At 43.7% G+C, this 22,666-nt stretch carries 14 protein-coding genes; 5 read left to right on the top strand and 9 right to left on the bottom strand.

From position 1 onward, the window contains the following. Positions 1–84: 84 nt before the first annotated feature. Positions 85–714, bottom strand: a complete 630-nt coding sequence (locus RH88_RS18585; protein WP_005598909.1) for a LysE family translocator — start codon at positions 712–714, stop codon at positions 85–87. 194 nt (positions 715–908) lie between these two features. On the opposite strand from RH88_RS18585, the gene RH88_RS18580 reads away from it, so the two are divergent. Continuing rightward, complete coding sequence (locus tag RH88_RS18580; protein ID WP_005598907.1) at positions 909–2,390, top strand: carboxypeptidase M32; 1,482 nt, start codon at positions 909–911, stop codon at positions 2,388–2,390. Positions 2,391–2,500: 110 nt separating this feature from the next. Here RH88_RS18580 and RH88_RS18575 read toward each other — a convergent pair whose 3' ends face one another. Continuing rightward, positions 2,501–3,307, bottom strand: a complete 807-nt coding sequence (locus tag RH88_RS18575; RefSeq protein ID WP_005598905.1) for a lysozyme inhibitor LprI family protein — start codon at positions 3,305–3,307, stop codon at positions 2,501–2,503. 249 nt (positions 3,308–3,556) lie between these two features. Then, positions 3,557–5,482: an amidohydrolase gene (locus tag RH88_RS18570; RefSeq protein WP_005598904.1), complete on the bottom strand. Its 1,926-nt coding sequence runs from the start codon at positions 5,480–5,482 to the stop codon at positions 3,557–3,559. A gap of 428 nt (positions 5,483–5,910) precedes the next feature. Between RH88_RS18570 and RH88_RS18565 the strand changes: the two genes are divergently transcribed. Further along, a complete protein-coding gene (locus tag RH88_RS18565) occupies positions 5,911–6,810 on the top strand; it encodes a DMT family transporter (protein WP_005598903.1) in 900 nt (299 codons plus the stop codon). A gap of 117 nt (positions 6,811–6,927) precedes the next feature. Here the strand turns inward: RH88_RS18565 and RH88_RS18560 are convergent, their stop codons facing one another. The 4 genes from RH88_RS18560 to malX form a co-directional block, all read right to left on the bottom strand. Further along, the gene (locus RH88_RS18560) at positions 6,928–9,213 is read right to left on the bottom strand and encodes a glycoside hydrolase family 3 protein (protein WP_005598901.1); all 2,286 of its coding nucleotides are present in this window, start codon (positions 9,211–9,213) and stop codon (positions 6,928–6,930) included. Positions 9,214–10,071: 858 nt separating this feature from the next. Next, positions 10,072–11,190: a M20/M25/M40 family metallo-hydrolase gene (locus RH88_RS18555; RefSeq protein WP_005598900.1), complete on the bottom strand. Its 1,119-nt coding sequence runs from the start codon at positions 11,188–11,190 to the stop codon at positions 10,072–10,074. Beyond that, on the bottom strand, positions 11,183–12,358 hold the full coding sequence (locus tag RH88_RS18550; RefSeq protein ID WP_005598898.1) for a MalY/PatB family protein: 1,176 nt from the start codon (positions 12,356–12,358) through the stop codon (positions 11,183–11,185). Before RH88_RS18550 ends, RH88_RS18555 begins: the two co-directional genes overlap by 8 nt. After that, the gene (malX, locus tag RH88_RS18545) at positions 12,355–13,890 is read right to left on the bottom strand and encodes a maltose/glucose-specific PTS transporter subunit IIBC (RefSeq protein ID WP_005598896.1); all 1,536 of its coding nucleotides are present in this window, start codon (positions 13,888–13,890) and stop codon (positions 12,355–12,357) included. The genes RH88_RS18550 and malX overlap by 4 nt, the downstream gene beginning before the upstream one ends. Positions 13,891–14,159: 269 nt before the next feature. On the opposite strand from malX, the gene RH88_RS18540 reads away from it, so the two are divergent. Next, positions 14,160–15,947, top strand: a complete 1,788-nt coding sequence (locus RH88_RS18540) for a helix-turn-helix domain-containing protein (RefSeq protein ID WP_138944308.1) — start codon at positions 14,160–14,162, stop codon at positions 15,945–15,947. Positions 15,948–15,992: 45 nt separating this feature from the next. Next, positions 15,993–16,460, top strand: coding sequence for a hypothetical protein (locus RH88_RS18535; protein WP_005598892.1), 468 nt, complete (start codon positions 15,993–15,995; stop codon positions 16,458–16,460). 99 nt (positions 16,461–16,559) lie between these two features. Here the strand turns inward: RH88_RS18535 and RH88_RS18530 are convergent, their stop codons facing one another. Further along, a complete protein-coding gene (locus RH88_RS18530; RefSeq protein ID WP_005598890.1) occupies positions 16,560–18,905 on the bottom strand; it encodes a glycosyl hydrolase family 18 protein in 2,346 nt (781 codons plus the stop codon). A gap of 461 nt (positions 18,906–19,366) precedes the next feature. Continuing rightward, positions 19,367–20,992 (bottom strand): methyl-accepting chemotaxis protein, encoded by a 1,626-nt coding sequence (locus RH88_RS18525; RefSeq protein ID WP_005598888.1) that lies wholly within the window; start codon positions 20,990–20,992, stop codon positions 19,367–19,369. Positions 20,993–21,828: 836 nt separating this feature from the next. Between RH88_RS18525 and RH88_RS18515 the strand changes: the two genes are divergently transcribed. Then, the coding region (locus tag RH88_RS18515) for a VCBS domain-containing protein (RefSeq protein WP_005598884.1) at positions 21,829–22,666 on the top strand (838 nt) is incomplete at its 3' end.

Here is a 22,666-nt window from a genome sequence, read left to right as displayed (position 1 = left end):
TTTTTTATATCACGTTTTTTCTAGCACTTTATTTTCCATACTGTGTAGACGTGTGACTGCTCTCTTTTCGTCTTGCTACATCACCTACTCTTCCAGCATTAATTTAATGCCTAAGGCGACGAGAACTACCCCGGTTGTTGCTTCCATCCACAGCATAAAACGGCTGTTTTTTAATAATCCCTTCGCCTTATCGAGCGCTCCGGCCAGTCCACATTGCCATATCATTGCAATAACAAAATGAATCGCTGCCATCAGTAGCGATTGTAAAAACGCCGAACCCGCCGGATCGATGAACTGTGGCAAGAACGCCAAATAGAAAACCGCTGTTTTTGGATTAAGTACATTTGATAAGAAACCTTCACGCAAAGAGCGTTTTAAGTTCAGATTCTGACTCGCTAATGAGAGATCTGCCGCTGGTGCGACTTGCCCTTTCATAATTGCACGTAAACTACTCAATCCAAGCCAAATCAAATACGCCGCACCAATCATTTTTACAGCAGCAAACAGTTGTGCAGATTGCGCCAACAAGGCTGAAATACCAATCGCTGAAAAGGTCGCATGAACAAACAAGCCCAAACAAATACCTAAACTTGTAGTTGCGCCATCTGAGAAACCACCACGTGAAGAATTACGAATAACCAACGCAGTATCGAGTCCCGGCGTCAAAGTAAGAATGGTAATAGCGACGAGAAACGCCTCAAAGTTAACGATCATAACGACTTCTTCCCTGAAATATTACTAGTAAAATGGAGTGATTCTCGCGCATGAAAATAGACGCTAAGATTTACACGGCATTAAGATAGACGGCTATACTGTTATACCGCTATAAATTCCTCACCACAAACAATTTATCTTCGTAGCCTTGATTGCTAGACTGACAATTTACCCCACATGATGAAGATATCTCTATGAGCGCATTCGAAAAACTGGTTTCTCACTCACAGAAAATTGCCCATTTTAACCACCTTGCTGCCATCTGCGGTTGGGATCAAGCTTCAATGATGCCATCAGGTGGCAACCAGGCTCGTTCTGAAGCCATGGCGGAGCTATCCGTTCATGTTCACTCACTTCACACTCAGCCACAACTGGCAGATTGGTTTGCCGAAGCAGACCAACAATCACTGTCTAATGAACAAACAGCCAGCCTACGTGAACTAAAGCGCCAATGGCAACAAGCCAACTTACTCCCTGAAGCGTTAGTGCAAGCTAAATCGCTCGCGGGCTCGAAGTGCGAACATGCTTGGCGAACCCAGCGCAAAGAAAATGACTGGCAGGGTTTTGAAAAGAATTGGGCTGAAGTGGTTAAACTTTCCCAAGAAGAAGCACAGATCCGCGCTGAAGCCAATAACCTCACCCCTTATGATGCGATGCTCGATATTTACGAGCCCGGCACAACCACGACCTCGCTTGATACGCTATTTTCTGACGTAAAATCATGGCTACCAGAGCTCATCGACCAAGTCATAGATAAACAATCAAACGAAAGCTTCATAGAACCAAACGGACAATTTGCCACTGAAACGCAGAAAGCCCTTGGTCTTGAGGTAATGAAACTTCTACAGTTTGATTTTAACCACGGTCGCTTAGATGAAAGTGTCCATCCGTTTTGTGGTGGTGTGCCAAGTGATGTGCGCATCACCACACGTTACAATGACAATGAGTTTGTCCAATCACTAATGGGTATCGTGCACGAAACGGGTCATGCACGTTATGAGCAAGGTTTACCAAAATCGTTAGCGGGCACACCAGCCGGTGAAGCGCGTTCAATGGGTATTCACGAATCCCAATCACTGTTTTTTGAGATGCAAGTTGGCCGTAGCGATACGTTTATTGCACATTTAGCGCGTCTTGCAGGGCAGCATTTCAACACGGCAAACCCAGAACTATTTTCACAGCACAACTTTCAAAAGCTCTACACTCGAGTGAAGAAAGATTTTATCCGAGTTGATGCCGACGAACTCACCTATCCTGCACATGTGATCATGCGTTATGAAATCGAACGAGACCTAATCAACGGCAATATCAAACACACCGACGTTCCAGAGCTGTGGAATTTGAAGATGCAGCAATACCTAGGTTTATCAACCGAAGGAAACTACAAAAACGGCTGCATGCAAGATATCCATTGGACCGACGGCGCATTTGGCTACTTTCCGTCATACACACTCGGCGCGATGTACGCAGCGCAATACATGGCGGTGATGAAGAATACGGTGGATGTGGACGGGGCGATTCGCAGTGGCGATCTAAGCCCTATCTTTACTTGGTTGTCGGATAATATTTGGAGTAAAGGCAGCTTGCTAACAACGGATGAACTTGTGAAGCAAGCCACGGGTGAAACGCTCAATGCCGCGCACTTTAAAGCACATTTGATAAGTCGTTATCTATAAAACCAACATAACTGCCGGCAGATTTACACTATGACCTGCCGGCTTGCTCGATTACCTCAAATCGCGTCAGAATTTTACGAGCCAGAACCAAGCTTGTTCAGCCAAAAGAATCAATAGTAATAAGTATCATCGTTAAAGTCATTGGCTCTCACGGGGATCACTTTTTCCACTTTCGTCGTGGCTTTTACTTTATTCACCATCAGCGATAGGTTTGCTTCAAAAAACTCATCATTGTTATAAAACAAAATCAACTGAGGTTTATCGTAGAAATATCGATCAAATTTGTCGTTAAACGCGATGACGCCAAATACCGCATCCAACGTCTTCGGATCAACTAGAATGAACCCCTTTCGTTCACAATGTGAAGGTTCACACGCGCTACCGAATAGAAGACCATTTTCAAATGAAATCTCATCCCCTTTTCCTTTCAGTGCGTAGTACATACTCGTTGTTGAGCCCATCTTACGTACATAATCTTCTGTTTCGAAAATGTGATCAAATAATGTATAACGCGCCGCTAAAAACTCATGATAGTTGGAGCTATTGATGAGCTGTTCCATGCTCGTAACTTGTAGTAGCTCTTTTTTGAGGGATTCAAGGGCAAGCTGATGATGCAATTCACCAATGCGCTGACCGTAACTAGGGATGCACTTCGAGATACCAAGGGAGCATTGACCGTCGCGCTGTTCCCACCAATTCAATTGTTCTTGCTTCAATGCCTGTTGTTGCGGCTGTGCCAATTGAGTTCGTAACTCTTTATATTGTTCACCCAATATCTCATCCAGTGTATTTAATATTGGATCTTGGCAAATCATCTTCTCTGTCGGAGAAGCCGCTTTAGTGCAATCAAAGCTTGCTGCGTGAAGAAAAAAACTGGGGGTTATGGATAGAGCCACGAAAAGCCATTGGTATTTCATTTACTTTCTCAGATTCTTTAGTTGTAGGCATTATATACAAGCTTATCAAGAACAAGGGTATGCTGAGTCACATCATATTGAAATAAAACATGTTGGGTGGCTTATAGACGCTGAATTTTGTTGGATAAACGTACCTTGATTGCCGCTTAGGAAATCGGCTGCGTTAACGAACTCACCCTGAAACCATAAAAAAGGCTCCGTACGATACGGATCCTTCAAGCTTATTGAGATGAAGAATGAACTAAGAGACTAATTCAACTTCTCACTGAGTACTTTTTGTAGAAATAGACTCGTTTCACAAACATCACCAGCATGAGAGTGGCCATGATGATCATGTTGATTTAACTGATTGAGAACTAGTAATGTATTGCTATCGCTCGCCATCCCCGCATTGCTCAGCGCAATGTTAGCCGTCGCACCTCGATAAACCGTCGCATGTACATCGATCTGATTGATCGTTTCTGGTTTTACTGTGTACGGATTCGCATCGAGCACAGTAAAGTCAGCAAATTTTCCCGGCTCAATACTTCCAACACTCTCTTCAAGTCTTGCGGTATAGGCAGCATCAATTGTGATGGCCTTCATTGCTTCATCGACAGTAATACGCTCTTCAGCTCCCATCACGGTTTCACCCGATAAACCAATACGATTGACCGCAGCCCATACTAATGACAACGGTTGTGCTGGTGCCATCGGCGCATCAGAATGTAGCGAGAAATGACCACCAGCATCAATAAAGGAACGACCACGCGACATCACGGCGGCACGCTCCTCTCCTACTCCATCTTCACTGTATAACTCCGCAAGGATGTGCGTGTAATAGGGATTGACGCTGAAGTTTGCACCCAGTTCAACCGCTCGTGGAATATCTTCTTTATCGGTAATGCCCAAATGATGGAAGCCTAAGCGATGATCTTCACGCGGCTTTTCCTTGCTGAGCTTCTCTACAATATCAATCGCCTGCTCAAAACCTAAATCGCCATTTGCGTGAACAATAATCGTATAGTCATCGTTCCAGTATGGTCTCATACTGTCTTCAAGCTGTGCTGGTGTTTGTAGCCACTCCCCTTTATGACCATCAGTATAGCCATCTTTTAACTGCATTAACTGGCTGTACATTGCACCATCAGAGAACAGTTTTATAAACTTAGGTAACCATTGAATTTGTGCTTCACCCGCCATTTGTTGCGTCTGTGCTTCGGCAATTTCTTTGCCCTTAGCCGCATCGGTTCCCGCCATCGCGTAGGTCATATTACCAGCAGGAATTAACCAGTAATCCATTGGAAAATCATCTTCGAGTAATATAGATACCATTTGTTCATACAGCGCAGGTGTGGCTATCACACCCGGGTCGACCGCCGTTGTAATCCCGCCTGAATGCACGTAGTCTCGCGTACGTTCCATACCCGTCACAAAGCGACCCGATTCAATAAAGTACTCCATCACTTTTGGCGCTAAGATCTTCATGCCATTTTCAAACGCATGCCCTTTTTCCCAGTTAAGTTGATCGTAACCAATCCCCTCACCCTGCCAAATCGATTGTTCCCAGCCAAACAGCTCAATCGCAGCATCGTTAACAAAGAACTCATGCGCGCTGCGATGCCAAACCAAAATAGGACGATCTTTTGATACTTGATTAAGTAATTCACGGCTCATCTCACTACCATGAAAATAATTATGATAGCCCCAAGTGATCAGCGGTTCACCTTCGGGCAGCTCTTTATTTAGCTCATTAAGACGAGCAAAATAAGCGTCATTTCCCACGACTCCTTTTCTTTCTCCCCATGGAAAATTCCAATCGGCAGGGGTAATGAAATCCATGCCAAGGAACATGGCGCTCATCCATAGATGAATGTGAGGTTCGACAAAACCTGGAGTAATCACTTTATCGGCAAAGTCTTCATTAACCGAAAATTGATCAAGGCTTTGGTACTTTGCTTTTAGCGCACTTTTCTCTCCAACCTCCAGTATTTTTCCATCTTGCACCGCGACTGAATTTGCCCCTTCAGGAGTCGATCCCGCCATCGTGATCAATTCATTGGCCACGAATAGCGTCACCGGATTTTCCGAAGTCAGATCTAACGCATTTGTTGTCTCCGTCGTTTCAACCGGAGAGCACCCAACAACCAATGCAATACTTGAAGCGAGTAGCGGGAGTTTCATCTGAATATTCATCTTTGTTACCCTGTATTAATCCGTCTATCCTTTGCGAATAAGCAATACCTACCCACCTATTTTCTCAGGGTGGCTTTGCTCTAACCACAACATCCATGTTGTCAATGAATCCACTATATCAAATCAGTCACCCTTCACATCAATGCGTTATGCTGGGTAAAAGCCATCATTTTTCTAGGCACCTTTTACTAGACCAAAGCCAAATGCGCAGTGTGTTTACATTAACAAACAAAGATCGTACAAGGTTCTACTGATAGATAAAGCGATGTAGAGCGTTACTTAGTGACAAGACTCGAGCCTTCACCAAAAAGAGCTTCAATGTCATAACGGGAGCGCTTGAAAGTAAAATATCGACAACCAGCAGAAATACATAGATCCCCGGCCAAAGTAAGCTATGATTCCTTATCCCTAGACTAGATTGAAACCTTATGGCTGCCTTCTCTTTTTCTCTGATCCCAGTCGGGGTTAGATTTATGATCCTTTCTGCGTTTGGCTTTGCGTTGATGTCTGCGTGTGTCAAATACGTCAGCAACTATGGTATTCCGGTGTTTGAGATTGTAGCTGCGAGGGCATTAGTTTCTCTGCTCATCAGCTACATAGATGTAAAACGAAAAAAGATTTCAATATGGGGAGAAAATAAACCACTGCTATTTTTACGTGGTGCGGTTGGCACCGCCTCACTGATGTGCGTTTACACCGCGGTAACGATGCTACCGCTTGCTGAAGCGACGATTTTACAATACGTCCACCCTGTCTTTACCGCTCTTCTTGGCGTGTTATTTCTCAAAGAACGTGTGCAAAAATCGACCCTCGTGTGTATTGGCTTCTGTCTGGCCGGTTTATTGGTAATGGTGCAGCCAAATATGCATAGCGAGATCGCCGATGAGTTGCCTTTATTTAGTATTATGATTGCGTTGTGTGGCGCTTTGGGTAGTTCTATTGCTTACGTAATTGTAAGAAAACTCAGTCAAACCGAAGACAGCTCGGTGATTATTTTCTATTTCCCACTCGTCGCATTGCCAATCTCAACGCTGCTGATGTGGGATAGTTTTGTATGGCCAAGTTTGTTTTTGACTATGATGCTTGTATTAGTTGGTATCTTTACTCAAATTGGACAGTATGGGTTAACCAAAGCGATGCAGACCCAAGCGGCAGGCAAAGCGTCGGCCTACTCTTATGTACAAATCGTTTTCTCAGCTCTGCTTGGCGTATGGGTATTTAACGAAATACCCTCCATTTGGACGTACCTAGGTGGTGGACTAATTGTTACTGGCGCGCTAATTAACGTGTTTGGTAAACAGTTGCTGGCGCCGTTTAGGGCGAGATGATACTAAAGATAAAAAAGTAGCGAACACAAACGTCTTCGCTACTCTAGTTATCGCGGTCATTCATGCTAGATAGGGCAAATCCCTTGTATCACAGCAATAAAGAGCTTAAACACTGCATTATTTTGCGTAGCTCAAACCATGACCAAATGGGTACAGTGAGGCGTCTTTACCATTTTCATCTGGGTAGCCTTCTGCATCCGATGCTTGCTCAATGATTTGCTCTGCACTCTTCGCTAATGCAAATGGTAGTTTACCAGTTGGGTTAAACTTACCTGTGACCACATCCATCAACGCTGCATCTCGCGAGCCAAATGTCGCAAGGATTGCACCAGCGTCTTGCATGCCACTCGCTTCATCTAATACAAATGGCTGACGGAAGTAGATAGAAAGAACGGTCTTATCTGCACCCACTTCTTTCATCACTTTCTTAATATCTTCTAGTGATGGACTCATATCCCATGTACTTGATTGCGCCAACGTAGTGAAATCTAACGCGTTCACTTGATCGAAGTTCGCACCACCATACAACAACATACCTGTATCTTTATTGGTGACTCGCACACGAATCAAGGCGTAATCACTGTCAGCCGCATTAGCCACTTTCGCGCCTTTGCTGTCATCGCCTTTTGTAATCGTTAAGCTGTGTTCTCCAATCTCATCGGTATTCACACCCATGGTGAATAGATTCACTTTCTTGCCATTAATCACGCTTGGTAATGGCAATAGCGTATCATTTCCTTTCGCGACGCTATCATTTTTCAGCAGTACAACTGCTTTGCGCTGAGCTAAGCGTGCTTTCTCTTGATGCGCTTCGTTACCGACAATCGAGTTTGCCAACTCTGCATTAACGTATGGGTTTTCGAACAAGCCCAACTCAAACTGAACCTTCAGCAAACGCTTCACAGATTCGTCAATCCGTGACTCACTCACATCACCACTTTCAACTAGTTCGCGTACTTCAGCATTGCTATTGAATCCAGAGAATACATCCGTACCTGCTTCGATTGCGATTTGGATTTGCTCACGTTTCACTTTATCTTGTAAGCCCCAAGCGCGGTTGTTTTGATCGACTTGGTAATCCGTTTTCGGTGGGTTTTTATCACCAATAATGCCAGTATCTGAATTGATAACACCATCAAATCCTAGCTCTTTGCGTAGTAAATCATCGAGGATGCCTTTCGAGAAAGCCACACCGACGTTACCTGCAGGGCTACCTACGTTTGTTGAGTAACCATTGTATGGTACGCGTTTGGTGTCTTTCACTTCATCACTAACAAGATCACTCAGAGGAACGCCACCAGCATCTAGATTAGTTTTACCATCAGGATTGTTGATAGACCATTCGCCACCGCCCACGATACCGTAATAAGGCATAATCGCTGCCACGCCCGAATCAATCGCGACTTTGAATGGTTCTAGGTGGGCTTTGAAAGTCGCTTCGCCACCTGGGTAAGTTTGGTGCTGGCCGGCAATATAATGCGGGTCAAACCCTAAGAACTGTGGGCCGCCGCCTGGGAAGTGCTTCATGGTCAGAACAATACTGTTCTCATCAACCTCTTGGCCTTGCAGATTTTCCACTAAGGTTTTGATGATGTCAGAGGCCAATGGTGAATTTTCAGTAAAGGTTTCATGAACACGGAACCAACGAGGTTCAGTCGCGAGATCAGCCATGTAGCCATACATCCCGCGCAGACCAATCGCGTTCCATTCCGTTTGCATTATGTTGGCAAATTCACCAATTAACTCCATATCACGAGTTGCCGCTAAGCCCGCTTCTTTTGGCCATTCAGAAAAAGCGCCCGCGGAAACGTTGATACCCGGTTTTGCGTTTGGATCATTATGGTTACGAGCGTTTGATTTAAACAGTGCTGGAATACCAAGGCGGGTCTTTTCACGCATTTCTTGAACTGCATTTAAATATTCAGCCGCTTCTTTCGGGCTAATAGGTGCACTGCCCCAACTCGTGGTCGTTAAACCTTCCGGTGCACGTTTCTCTTTTGGCAATGCTTCGATTTCATCTTGTGGCAAAATCGCATTACGGAAGATAAAGCGAGTCATCAACTGATCGTTAACGTAATTTTCAGTGTCTTTGTCCGTTTTGCCGTAAGCGCCGGCGTTCATGGTATCGATCAGCATCATGCCAATTTTTTCTTCCAACGTCATTTGCGACACCAGATCGTTAATACGCACGTCTACCGCATTACGCCAGTCTTCGTATCCATCCAGTTTTCCGTTCTTATTCAGATCTTTAAACTGTTGATTATCAACCGTCAGAATTTGAACTGAGCGAGCGGCCAATTTGTTATCGGCAACATCGGCCGTAGCCGCATAACTACTGCTGCTAATCATTACAGCCAGAGCGACCGGAGTCAGAGTAAATAAGCGATGAACCATTTTCTTCATATCATTTTCTTCTATTATTTGGATATATATGGAGTACAGAGTTTTACTCTACCCATTGCCAGCAAATCATCAGAATGCGTAATATCAGCACAGCAAAAATAAACAACCTTAAATAATAAAATTATTTATCATACAGACTAAAAGGCGACATCATTGCGACATCGAGTAAAGTGGAAGTGGCTAATTTTTTTAACGTAAAATTAGTGCAAGATGAATAACAAGCCCGCGTATCAGCTTGGAAGAACTCAGTCTTCTTTGATTTCTAAGTGTCATTTAAACAACAATCAACGCTTAAACATAGGATGTTTATACAGCTACTTCGGCAGCAACACATCATGATGTCAAAGGAATAGCCACGATACCAGCACAGTAACAAAAAACCATAAAAAACAATAAGTTGTAATTATATCCAAGAATAACCATGTTTAATTAGTGGTTACTCAAGTTCATCGCCATCTTGCGACCAATTAATGGCTTCGTCAAAGTAATAAGCACAATTGGTTGGACAATATCACATTAAAAAACCCAAAATTGATCAACCAATTTAAACGTGAACGTATTCACAGACGTAATATCGACACTCATATAAGGCGAAATGGTCCATATGATTACAATTTGAATCAAGATACTAATTTTACAAAATATTGGTTGACCAATTTAAAATCCAGACTACGAAATAAAGAGAAAAAGAAGCGACAGAAGGTCTAATTTGAGAACCGCATTCATAAAACGATTCAGTTATAAATTTCACAAACCAAGATCAAAGAAATTATCGCGCAACATCAACTAAGCGAACAGAATAAAAAAGCCAGTTACATAGGCACTGGCTTTCGTAATAATTGGATAAACGAATGAGGATTATTGAGGACGTAGCGGCCGTGACAGTAACGCCATGATTAAATCACGACAAGTAATGATGTCTGATTTTTTAATGCATTCATTAACGCTATGTATATGTTTCATTCCAACACTAATATCCAAACACGGAATACCGTTCTTATTGAAAATATTAGCATCTGATCCGCCCATTCCATCATTAAATTGCACTTCTAAACCTTGTTGCGTACAACATGAGGCAAACGTGCTTAATAATTCAGTGCTTGGATCTAAACGAAAACCCGGTGTACCTTGAGCGATGCGGTTTTCGTAACTGATTGGCATACTCGACTGAAGTGTGGCTAATTGCTGCGACACATTATCGATAAAGGCTTGAACCTTTTCTTGTAAGCGAGAGCGAACTTCAAAGGTAATATCGACACTTTCCATAATGATATTGGTCGCGTTGCCACCATGAATGATACCGATATTACTGGTCGTCTCCTCATCAACGCGCCCAATCGGCAATTGAGTGATGAGCTTCGCTCCAGCGACCATCGCATTACACCCCGTTTCCGGCTCACTCGCATGGCCAGCCTGCCCCGTAATCGTAACGACACCTTTTGCTGAGTATGGCGCTGAAATATAAGCGGTACCAATCTCGCCACCAGCATCAATCACATAGGCGAGATCTATCGATGGTAAGCGCGCAAAATCGAGCACTTTTGCCCCTTTAAGCCCAACTTCTTCACCAATCGTAAAAATAGCGACAACGGTCGGATGCGGAACCGAACCAGAGGCAAGTGCGATGAGAGCGTCTAATATCACTGCTATACCGGCTTTATCATCCCCGCCCAGCACGCTTTTGCCATCAGTTTTAATCCAATCACCTTCTTCAACGATGGTGATGTTTTCACACGGTGTTACCGTATCCATGTGTGCAGACAAAGCCACCGTTCCAGAAAGAGTCCCGGGTAACAGCGCAATCAAATTACCGCACTGAGCGCCTTCATCCTGATACTCTAGGTGCGCGTTGTCTTGATAGAATTCAATCCCATACTTTGCTAGCTGCGCTTGAATATAAGCGCTTACTTGCGCTTCTTTATATGAAGGCGAACTAATTACTGCCATCGATACAAAATGGTCAATCACCTTATCCATTATCACTCCTTAGTACTTCAATCGCCTGCTGTAAACGTACTAATCCTTCTGTGAGTTTCTCACGCGGACAAGCCACATTGAGTCGCAAGTAGTGTTCTCCGCCTTTTCCGTAAACATCACCGGTCATGATCGCTACGCCGGCATTCACCATGTACGCTTTGAGTTGTTCCGCGCTCACCTGTAATGCAGAGTAATCTATCCAAGCAAAATACAAACCTTCCGGAAACTGCATCTTGAGTTCAGGTAATTCTCTTTGTATGTACAGCTGCACAAAATGTAAATTATCTTGAAGATAGGTTTTAAGCTCATCAATCCAATAGCCACATTGTTGGTAGGCGGTGATCGTTGCCAACACACCAAAAATTGGCGGTGACGACAAACCTTGTTGTAACTTCAACACTTGCATAAAACGCGCATGTAAATCCGCTTGCGGAATAAGAACATAAGAGCCACCAAGCGCCGGCGTATTGAATGCTTTTGAAGCCGAGGTACAAATCGCTACCTGATGGGTTGTTAACGATGTCACTGGGTAATAAGGCACGCCGAAACAAATATCCATGTGAATATCATCAGAGATAACAAACACATCATGTCGCTGGCAAACGTCGAGTAAATACGCTAACTCTTCTTTTTGCCACACTCTGCCCACTGGGTTGTGGGGGTTACACAGTAATAGAACACGGCAAGCAGCCACTTTAGCCTCAAAATCTTGCTTATCGATTTCAAAGTAACCGTTATCGTCAATCAACTCACTGGTCATCATCTGGCGACCAGAATGTTCAATACAACCAAAGAAACCATCGTAAGCCGGAGTGAACAGCAATACGCCCTCTCCCGGCTCACTGGTTAGTGAAATCAGAGTCGCGATTGAGTAAATAACACTCGGGCTATACGCAATCCACCCCGGTGAAATAGGGCTATAAAACCGGCTTTCATACCAATGGCAGATCGCCTGTTTATAGTCATCATGATTCCAACGGCTGTATCCATAAACCGGATGTTCAATACGCGCCTTTAATGTCTCCTGAATTTCGACTGGTGAGGCAAAGTCCATATCAGAAATAGTAAAGGGCAATAACCCCGGCTTACCAAAACGGTCTGCTACATAATCCCATTGAGTACAATAGGTATTCGTTCTGTCGATTACGCCGTCGAAATCTATTTTCATGCCATTGCCAACTCTATTTTCTTGCGCATTGTGTGTACTTGAGGACCAATAACAACCTGCAAGTTTGTTGCATCAAGGTGTACAACACCAATCGCCCCCGCACTCTTTAGCTGTTTGTCATTCACAATTTCAGTTGAATGCAATACCAAACGTAAACGAGTCGCACAGTTATCGATGGTGACAATGTTCTCTTTGCCGCCTAGCGCTTCAAGCATATGAGCCGCTAAACCATCTGCACCTAACTTGCTGACCACTGAATCAGTGTCATCTTCACGGCCTGGTGTCTTAAGATCTTTCTTAATGATGACGTAAGTGAAGACAAAGTAGTAAGCGGCAAACCAAACTGCGCCCAATAATGGCACGAAGAACCAGTTAGTTTTAAAGCCTTGCAACACACCGAATACAAAGAAACCAATCACATCACCCGCAGGACCAATGTTTACGTTGAAGATCGATAACGTTAAGTAACCCAAGCCTGTCATAAAGGCGTGAAATAGGTACAACATCGGTGAGATAAACAGGAAGATGAATTCAATCGGTTCGGTAATACCACTCACAATTGCGGTCACCGCACCAGAAATCAGTAGACCTTTGATCAATGGACGGTTTTTCAGCTTAGCGGTGCGGTACATTGCAAAAGCCGCAGCAGGTAAACCAAAGAAGAAGCTCAGCATGCGACCTTGAGAGAGTAACGCCGTTGTTTCCATTGGTGTTTCATGACCTGCAGCTAGGTTAGTATAAAAAATGTTCAACGCGCCAATCACTTGTTGACCATCGATAATCGCTTCGCCACCTACAGGAGTAAAACGGATCATCGCCGTCAAAATATGGTGCAAACCAAGAGGGATCAGTAGACGCTCACTCGCACCAAAGATCATTGGGCCAAAAACGTCCGATTGTTGAATGATGTACCCCAAACCTTTGATCAAAGAGTCAAATAGAGGCCAGATGTAAGGGATCAACATACCGAAAACAGAAAGCACAATCAGCGATACGATTGGCACTGCGTGTGGGCCACCGAAGAATGCAAAGGCATCCGGTAATTTGGTGTCTTTGTAACGCTCATGCAAGCGAGAAACAATCACACCAGAGAAAATGCCACCTAATACGCCCGTACCGATAGTTTGTACGCCAAGAATCATGGTTTGGCCTGCATCACGCATTTCATCTGGGCCTACCAACATGCCTGTATGTTTCAGTGCAAAGTTAGTCCCCATCGTCATGATAAGGTAACCAACAAAACCTGAGAACGCGGCTACGCCTTTTTCTTCTTTTGCTAGCCCCAAAGGAATGGCAATCGCAAACAGAACCGGCATGTTTTTAAAGGTGAATACGCCAACCATCGTTACGTATTGGAAGAAAATGTTGATCGGTTCGTAAGAAAGGAATGGCCACAACTTTTGTAGCTGAGCACCCGTTAGAGAGCTGCCTAATCCTAAAAGAATGCCCGAAATACCGAGCAATGCGATAGGAAGAACAAACGTCTTTCCTAAACCTTGGATAAAGCCCCAAAGCTTTGTTTTATGACTCATAATAGCCACTCCATTTAGATACACATTATTATATTTTGTAGGGAAACCTCTGTGGTTTTCACGGGTACAGTACGAAAGAACCTGCGGAAACAAAATCGAAATGTGCTTCTGTAAAAGTGGAAGGGAATTTTCATATTATTGAATGGTTTATACCGAAATTAGGCTTATAATCACATCCATCATTAAGCGGTCATAACAAAACAGCATAATCCTGCTGCATTGTGTGATTTAAACCATATTTTCTATATGCAGTAGAGCCGAGAGATCACGTGAGTATAAATTCTAATGAAGTAAAATTGATTGGCCGCTTGATACAAAAAGCTTGCGCTATCACAGTTCTGGCAGAAGAAATGGCGGTGAGTCGCCGCCATATCCACAACTACATCACCAATATTAACTACTATATTGAACAAGCTATCAGCGTGCAGAAAGGCATTGCGACATTAGAAATTAGCCCAGAACAATGGGCGCAGAAAATAAAAGATATTCCCTTGACTCACTACCGACCAATGTCGAGTGAGCGGCAAGATTATCTACTCGACAACTACTTGTTCTCAAACCAATACAAATACCAAAAGATCGAAAAACAGTTGGGCATTTCTCGGCCAACACTAAAAAAAGACTTGAGTGAGCTATCTGCGCGGCTACAACTTAGTGGCGTGTCTCTTCACTCTACTGAGGGTGGCTTTGTGGTAGCGGGAAGCGAAAAAAAACTGCGTCATCTCATGCTAGAACGCATCAATAAACAGATCGAGCAAATTCATCCGCATATTGAATTTTGCACTGCGACGACCCCACTCCAGTATCATACACAGACGCTGATTACTCAACTGCTCGCCACCCTGCCTTTAAAAGAAACCTACGTGATCATCACCAATATTTCCCATGCGATTGGGGGAAAGTTTGCTGCACATTTTATTAAAATGATGTTCATCTATCTAAGTGTCTCTCTTTATCGTATCAATCAGCAGTTTCTCATTTTACAAAAGAACAACGCCGACTATTTAAGGAAAACAGCCAAATTCAAATTGGTATACAACCAACTCAGCTTACTGATCAACGAAAAGCTAGAATTTGAGCATTTACACTTAGCCGAGTATTTTTTTAGCGGTTGTGCGGAAGACAATTTTCACGAGAACCAATTACGGGTTAAGATGTGCTCCATGCTTTTTCTACGTCAGCTAACGCAGACTATACCTTTATCGAAAAGCCAAATGACACAGCTGCATGGGCAACTATGCCAGTACTTACCGTCTGCCATCTATCGGATAAAGAACCACATTCACTTGCAACCCGCTGACTCTATTCGGCTTGAACACGGTTATTTGGCACCTATAGAGAGCACTGGAGCGATAAGCCATTATCAGGCGACTATTTTGGCGATGTCTACTTGCCAACACTGGTTGCTTGAACCCCTTAGATATGAGGAATTACAACAAATAAGCCAGTTTGTCGCTCAAGTGACGCAACAGGATGAGCAAAACAAATTATCACTCGATGCGCTACTCAATACACTACAAAGCCACGCTAAAGAGATCGCCTACGAACCATTAAAACAGGCATTATTGAATCAATACCCTACCCTGTTTTCAGATGATACCCAGCCCGATTACCTGCGTAAAAATTGGTTTAGTGTGGCGGATATCCATTGGATCAACTCGGGCGCTGATTTAGTCGATATCGCAGAATTAGCAGCGTTGCATTTGGCCAATAAGCTCGGCTTGCATTATCAAGAGACAATTCAGCCACTGAGCCAAGTATTAACTGCTTTTATCGATTATTTGCACATAGGTTCCAATGTCTATTTGTATTCCGCACAAGGCCGATCCTCACGACAAGAATCATCGCTGCAACTTGTGGTACAACCGGGAGACATTTCATCACAAACGCCCCCTTCCTATTACTTTTTCTTACTTCGAAGTGAATCCACAACATCGCACAAGATTCTCTACGCATTACATCAATTTGAGCAGCAAAAGCTGCGCCAAGAACACGAGCACTCAGACAACACAGACTCGAGTTGGATCGTTGAGTTACTAAAGCAGAACCTAGCTTAACGGCAAACTAAGCCGCCAATACTAAAACTACTACGAGTAAACACTATGCTTAGAAAAATTTTAGTCAGTCTTGCATTCCTTGGCATCGTATCCGGTATGGTGCAACTGGTCTTGATGGTGTTCTATGAAACTCTCGATGGCGGGATGTTGGCGGGTGTAAGCATTGCTTTAGGACTTGGTTTGGCTACCCTCATCTACTACTTTGTGTTTGATGCTGCTGATATCAGCTATACGCTTATTTCCATCGGTATTGGCTTGCTGATCGCCACCTTCGCGGTTAAATGGCTTGATAACTCAAACACGCCGCAAAAAATCATCACCATCGACTTTGAGGTTATTGGTATTGGTTCTTCTTATGTCAAATCAACCGAGTTTATCTACCTACAACTGAGCAGCTTGCAAGGGGATATAAAATACCCGATTGATGATGACCAGTTGGATCAATTTTCCGTGGGTGATGAACTACGTTTAAGCGCAGAGGTCGGTTACTTTGGCTACCCGACTGTTCAGTGATATGGGTCACTAACCAATAAGCACGCTCAAAAACAAAAAAGCTCAGGCATTGCACCAGAGCTTTATATTTTTCGCTATTGCTAATCAATTAATGGCTAGCTAAATCTGTTCCCAAGGAGCACCTGCGGTTCCTGGTGTATCGCCTTTTGTCCACCATTTGGCTTTGTAAGTTACGCCTTGGTAGATAGCTTTATCACCGCCGTTATAGGCTTTCGTTGGGCTCCACGCTTTCAGCGAACCATCATCTTTTTCTTGCCATACGTCAGACGCACCCGGTACGTCACCTTGTGTCCACCACTTCGCGGTGTAGGTCACGCCATTGTAGATAACCGTGTCACCACCGACGTAGACTTGGTCTTTATTCCAAGTATTACCGCTTGGATCTTCATTGCCCTTAACGTTCACAACCACTGCGGCCGTCGTATTATCGGTCGCATCCGAAACCGTTACGATGACATTCAGGGTACTGTCTTGAGTCGACTCCGAAGTTGGCACTGAAATGACCGCGCTATTACCGGTTTGCACAATCGTACCAAGAGATGTGGTAAAGGTAAGTGTATCGTTTTCTGCATCAGTTGCTGACACAGAAATTGTCGCCACTTCGCCTGCATTAACGTCTATTGAACTTGGTGCATTCAGAACTGGGGCCGTATTTACCTCTTCTCCAGTCCCTTTCACATTAATGGTGACCGCTTCATTATCTGACTTTTTGCCGTCAGTGACCGTCACCGTCACGCGCTCAACCACATCTTGCGCGGTTTCAGGTGCTTGAAAAGTTACCGTTGCACTGTTGTCACCGTTATCGACCAGCGTTGCGCCCGTCACAGAGAAAGTCAGTGCATCGCCGTCAGAGTCGGTCGCTGAAACATTAAAGCTAATTGACTGGCCAGAATTCGCATTTAAATTCGCTGGCACCACTAATACTGGCGCTGCATTGGGTACAACATTTTGGCTAAAGACATTATCTATCTGTTCTGCCAGTGGAGAACTGAGCTCTGAACATTGCTTCAACTTACTACCAAAACTGGTGAAGGTACCTTTACACTCAATATCGCCATGCACTTGCCAGACGATGATACCACCAAGGTCGTTATTGACTATGTATTCTGCTTTTTCACGAATCGCTTGTGGGTCATCGTAACTGAGGAAATACTTGCCATTTACCGCATAAGGTACACGGGCGTTGTCATCCCAAAAGTGTTCCCAGCCAGGTTGCTTAGTTAAATAGTTATAGTTAGGTTGCCCCTCAAAATTGGCCCAGTTGGTAATATCAACCGCTGAGTTAGTCGGCCCATCCACTTCAAAATTAACCATGCGTTTTTCAGTTGGTGCACCTAAATATGCCGTTGAAGCTGTTGTTTGCACACCGCGTCCGTAAAACGCCGCACCAAAGTTAATTTTTTCCGCTGGGATGCCGCGTTCATTAACCATCCAATCACGCAACGTATCAAGTGTTAAACCTGCGAACTCTTCTTCTGGGTACGGATAAAGTGGCGAGTTATGCCCTGTAACGTTTGACCAACCACCATTGAGGTCGTAAGTCATCATGTTGAAGTAATCCATTGAGCGCACTAGACGCTCCCAATTAAAGCCTTCTAAAGCAGCTGGTGTCGCTTTGAATGCCGCGGTGATCAGCTTATCATCACCAATGCGCGCGCGGATATCTTCCATCAATTGTTCAAAATTGGCGTAATCAGCGTCGCTTCCAGGGAAATTCATCCCACCAGTACCCGGGTATTCCCAATCAATATCAATACCGTGAAAACCTAATGCCATCAGCTTATCAATATCGGCAAGAAAACGCGCTTTTTTAACCGGATCGGCCGCCATTTCGGGGAAATGTTTAGACATACTCCAACCGCCAAGCGAGGCCATTACTTTTACGCCTTTCTCATTAGCCAAATCGATAAGGCCCGGTGCGCCACCTTCTTTCTTTAGAGGAATCGGCATTTCACCACTGACACCAGATGGTTCATGCAACCAGCCGTTGCCATTAGGGACAAAACCTTGCGCTTGAACACGCGCCAAGTTTTCTGCTTCCCACGCTTCATTGCCTGGGTAAGACCATAAGTATTCCAGTTCACCCCATAGAATGTGTAAATCCCAGCTTGAATAGACATCGGTATACAATAATGAACCGGGCTCTTGCACTGCATCTGGTTGATAAATTTGCTTATTGCGTAAATCACCACTATGCAACGAGCCATCTTTTGCTACGCCAAAAAAGGAATAGTTCAAGATAGAATAGATATCCATATCAACATTTAGATGAGTCGCTTCACCGGCAACAGTAAAACCGTGTTGAGGCCCTTTCCACGCTTCCCATTGGGTTAGGTAACCAATCACGTTTTTATCGTGTGTTGGTGCGGCGTGCAGAGCCGTACTCATAAGGAGTGTTCCAGCAACAGATGCCGCAATAGCGGTAAGCTTGATGTGATTTTTCATTAGTCTATATCCACGCTTAGTAATTGAGAGTCAATTCACCAGCAACTACTTTTTCATTACTTAATTTTCGACGCGAATAGATATTTTCAAGGTTGGCAGCATGGTTCGAATTTAATTGTGCAAACGAACATTTGTTGCGTGAATTTTTGTATCAACATAGCGGTTTAATTAGAATGGCATTTTATTAAAAACACTAAAGTGCAGATAATTATATCGATTTTATAAAAAACACTTATCATCGATAGATAATCAACCTAACAATTCACACCTAACCGGAATAATGCACAAAAAAAGAAGAAATGTTCTTTAGCAGAATGACGAAGAAAAACATAATCAACAAATCGGATAAAAGCTCCAACCATTGCAGCTAGAGCTTTTCATTTACTCACAAGTGACCTCATAGATTCAAATGATACCCCATCATTAGAGCATCATTTTTCCCACGAGTTTGCCTTTGTAAGCTAAACCTTGAAGCGAGACAATGACATTTGTAACGTCGTTGCTAATTGTGCAAGTTCAATACTCGATTGAGCGGTTTGCTCTGCACCCTGAGCGACTTCATTTGCCGACAGACTCATATTCTGAATATTTTGACCGAGATCTTCTGTCACAGAATCTTGTTGATTACATGCCGTCGCAATCTGGATACTGGTCTCAGTGACTTTCATCATCGTATCTTCAATCGTCTGGATTGCTTTACCTGTTTGTACGCTTTGATCGACACAAACACGGATCTTCGAACAGCTTTGCTCTGTCGCCGTTTTAGCATGAGCAGCACTGGTTTGTAATTTCTCAATAATGCTAACAATTTCACTGGTTGACGACTGCGTTCGCCCCGCCAACGAACGTACCTCATCCGCCACCACGGCAAAACCACGACCCTGCTCACCCGCACGTGCCGCTTCAATCGCAGCATTCAGTGCCAACAGGTTTGTTTGATCGGCAATACCACGAATCACTTCAACCACCACACTAATATTGTTTGATTCGCGTTCTAACTCTTCAACCAATTCACCCGCTTGTTCAATATCACGTGAAACAATTTGAATTTGCTCAATATTGAACTGAACATCTAGATTGCCTTGCTTAGCTTCTTGTGAGGCCTCTAGCGCTGACGTGGACGCGGTTTCAGTATTACAAGCAACTTCTGCAACCGTTGCTCTCATCTCCTCCATCGCGGCTGCAATCACCGTAATGTCCGATTGTTGCTGCTGCATGCCCAGTGAAGACTGTTCTGATATCGCACTCATCTCTTCAACGGCAGCCGATAGCTGAGTCACCGCAGAAATGGTATCTTCAATTAACATACGTAACTGATTTTGCATTTCAATATTGGTATCAGCCAATTGACCTAGTTCATCATTCCCAATCAATTCACGCTCTAAACGAAAGGTTAAATCCCCTGCTGCAATCGCTTTTGATTGTGCGACAACTAGATTCAGTGGATGACAAATTTGACGCGCTAAGAAGAAAGTAATAAAGACCATAAACGCAATCAACGCAGAGAAGGAAACCTTAGTCGCAGTGGTCACTTCATCAACACTTTCCATAATCGAGCGACGGTTATTGGCCACAAAAGTAAGGTTTGTTTTAACCAAATCATCCATAGCCACACCCACTTCTTCAAATTGACTAAGTGCTGCCACAAGGTCAAGTTGAGCTTGGGTCTTATCCCCACGGCTGACCTTTTGAGTAAAGTCACTTAACACACGCTGGTAACTATTCCAACCATTCATCACGCGACTAAATACACGGCGCTCATCAGCGTCGACAACCGTCGCTTGATACTTAGCAAGATCATTTTCAATTGTATTTTCAAGTGATGAAATAGTCGTAAATAACTGCGGAAGGTCGCGTTTTTGATACGTTAGCGCCGCAAATTGATTACGACGATACGCATTCATATCAAAGTAGATATCTTCTACCGATAACACACTTGGAATGGTGGAGTCGGTAAAGTTAACCACTTCCGATTCTACTTTGTTCAACTCTTGTAATAGAAAGAATGCAAACGCAATCATTACTAAACCGATCACCGAAAATACAACAGCGATTTTTTTTGTCACAGCCAAATCTTTGTAGCTCATGATTCTCATAACCTAGGAGTGTTTGAATAATTTATCCGCAGGCAATACCCACACCAATCTAACGGCAGCAAAAAGAAGCGCAACAAAAGCACGTAAAACATGAATTGAAGCAAATAAGTGGTGATGTAATCCAAAAAGATCTTGAATCGACAACGCTGCGTATCTGAATTAGGGGACTTACTTTTGGGTACTGGTCTGATGACTTAGTCATCGCCCGAAAACCTTATATCAGCACTTCTACAATAAAGTAAATCAGAAAATTGCCGTCATTGATGCGAATTTAGGAACTGAAAATTGTTATATTTTCTAGCTAGTTATGGCGATATCAACCAACGCAAACCTTTGCAAGAACCGCCATGTGACAATGGTAAAAAAACATCACCAAATTTACACTCAATCAAGTTTAAAATTGGTTTTAACGATGTTAATTCCAAAGCGGATTACACTGACTGTCAAAAAGATAACGCCAATTTATCGCCTATGAAACGTGATCTTTTTTCCAAAAAATGAGCTGTTCAACACGCATACTTGCAGAATAATGGTTTACCCAAACGAACAGGATTTAAAACGGCCGTTCAACAGCGACACTCAACTACCATCGAATCCACGCCATAAATCACTCCATATTGAGCAATAAATCAAAACTAGCGCATCCTGATTTTTATTTTGATTCTCATAATCCAAATAGATGGCGGAAATTCGCCATTAGACACATTACCCACTGTTTTTAAACAACTTATTTCATCAACTCTATTGGCATAAAGATTGCGATATATCAGCTAAGTTATGAATGCGAGACAAATTTCATAGCATCTGGATACCAATGAGGAGTGACTATGAAAAAGGTAATGCTAATTCCTGCCGGAGCAAAAGTTGCGGTCAATCAAGAGGGTGAAATACGCGTCCTTGCTGATGGCCAACAACCAAAAGACAATGAAGTCGTTTATTCTGAACAAGATTTTGCATTACTTGCAAATGTTGATATCCGCGTTGTGTCCGATACTCCCACAACGTCCTCCGATGATGTTCAAAGCGTACAAAACCTCATAGATCGTGGCCAAGATCCTACTCAACAAGAAAGCTTAGATCCTACGGCAGGCCAGAATAAAGGTTCTGCACCAACGCTCTCTCCACAGGTAGCAAGAGACAATCAAACAACGATCGCGGAAACATTTTTTGACACCAATGCGAACGATCAGTTAAGTGACCGTCCTTCACTTTTAACTCTTAGCGATGAAACTAACTCAGGTATTGAGCTTGCCGCGATAATAGGTGGTAACGATAGCGGAGCTGTCACTGAAGATGCGACCTCTCCATTGCTGATCGACTCAGGGAAACTGACCATTGAGGACAACAATAAACGTGATGCTAATTTTGACCCAAACAATATTGTCACACCAAGAGATGCTCTAGGTGAGCTAACGATTGATACTCAAGGAAATTGGACATACTCCGTAAACAACGAGAGCGTGCAGTACCTTGCTCAAGACGAAACCAAAATCGAAACCTTCACTGTTGCCTCGGTGGATGGCACCACGCACGATATTGTTATTACCATTACGGGGGTCAACGACAGCGCAGTCATCTCTGGCGATGCAATTGGCGCGGTGACCGAAGATGACACCGACCCAGTGCTGACCGATTCAGGCGTGTTAACCCTGACTGATGCTGATA

Source organism: Vibrio scophthalmi LMG 19158, from assembly GCF_000222585.1.
Taxonomy (GTDB): domain Bacteria; phylum Pseudomonadota; class Gammaproteobacteria; order Enterobacterales; family Vibrionaceae; genus Vibrio; species Vibrio scophthalmi.
Note: the sequence above shows the minus strand (reverse complement) of the source record. Positions and strands in the feature narration are given on the sequence as shown.

What these genes read in the sequence shown, in the direction of transcription:
- RH88_RS18550 (WP_005598898.1), bottom strand. Translation starts at nt 12,358, where the DNA reads ATGAAAATAGATTTCGACGGCGTAATCGACAGAACGAATACCTATTGT.
- malX (WP_005598896.1), bottom strand. Translation starts at nt 13,890, where the DNA reads ATGAGTCATAAAACAAAGCTTTGGGGCTTTATCCAAGGTTTAGGAAAG.
- RH88_RS18585 (WP_005598909.1), bottom strand. Translation starts at nt 714, where the DNA reads ATGATCGTTAACTTTGAGGCGTTTCTCGTCGCTATTACCATTCTTACT.
- RH88_RS18560 (WP_005598901.1), bottom strand. Translation starts at nt 9,213, where the DNA reads ATGAAGAAAATGGTTCATCGCTTATTTACTCTGACTCCGGTCGCTCTG.
- RH88_RS18575 (WP_005598905.1), bottom strand. Translation starts at nt 3,307, where the DNA reads ATGAAATACCAATGGCTTTTCGTGGCTCTATCCATAACCCCCAGTTTT.
- RH88_RS18565 (WP_005598903.1), top strand. Translation starts at nt 5,911, where the DNA reads ATGGCTGCCTTCTCTTTTTCTCTGATCCCAGTCGGGGTTAGATTTATG.
- RH88_RS18580 (WP_005598907.1), top strand. Translation starts at nt 909, where the DNA reads ATGAGCGCATTCGAAAAACTGGTTTCTCACTCACAGAAAATTGCCCAT.
- RH88_RS18555 (WP_005598900.1), bottom strand. Translation starts at nt 11,190, where the DNA reads ATGGATAAGGTGATTGACCATTTTGTATCGATGGCAGTAATTAGTTCG.
- RH88_RS18535 (WP_005598892.1), top strand. Translation starts at nt 15,993, where the DNA reads ATGCTTAGAAAAATTTTAGTCAGTCTTGCATTCCTTGGCATCGTATCC.
- RH88_RS18525 (WP_005598888.1), bottom strand. Translation starts at nt 20,992, where the DNA reads ATGAGCTACAAAGATTTGGCTGTGACAAAAAAAATCGCTGTTGTATTT.
- RH88_RS18570 (WP_005598904.1), bottom strand. Translation starts at nt 5,482, where the DNA reads ATGAATATTCAGATGAAACTCCCGCTACTCGCTTCAAGTATTGCATTG.
- RH88_RS18530 (WP_005598890.1), bottom strand. Translation starts at nt 18,905, where the DNA reads ATGAAAAATCACATCAAGCTTACCGCTATTGCGGCATCTGTTGCTGGA.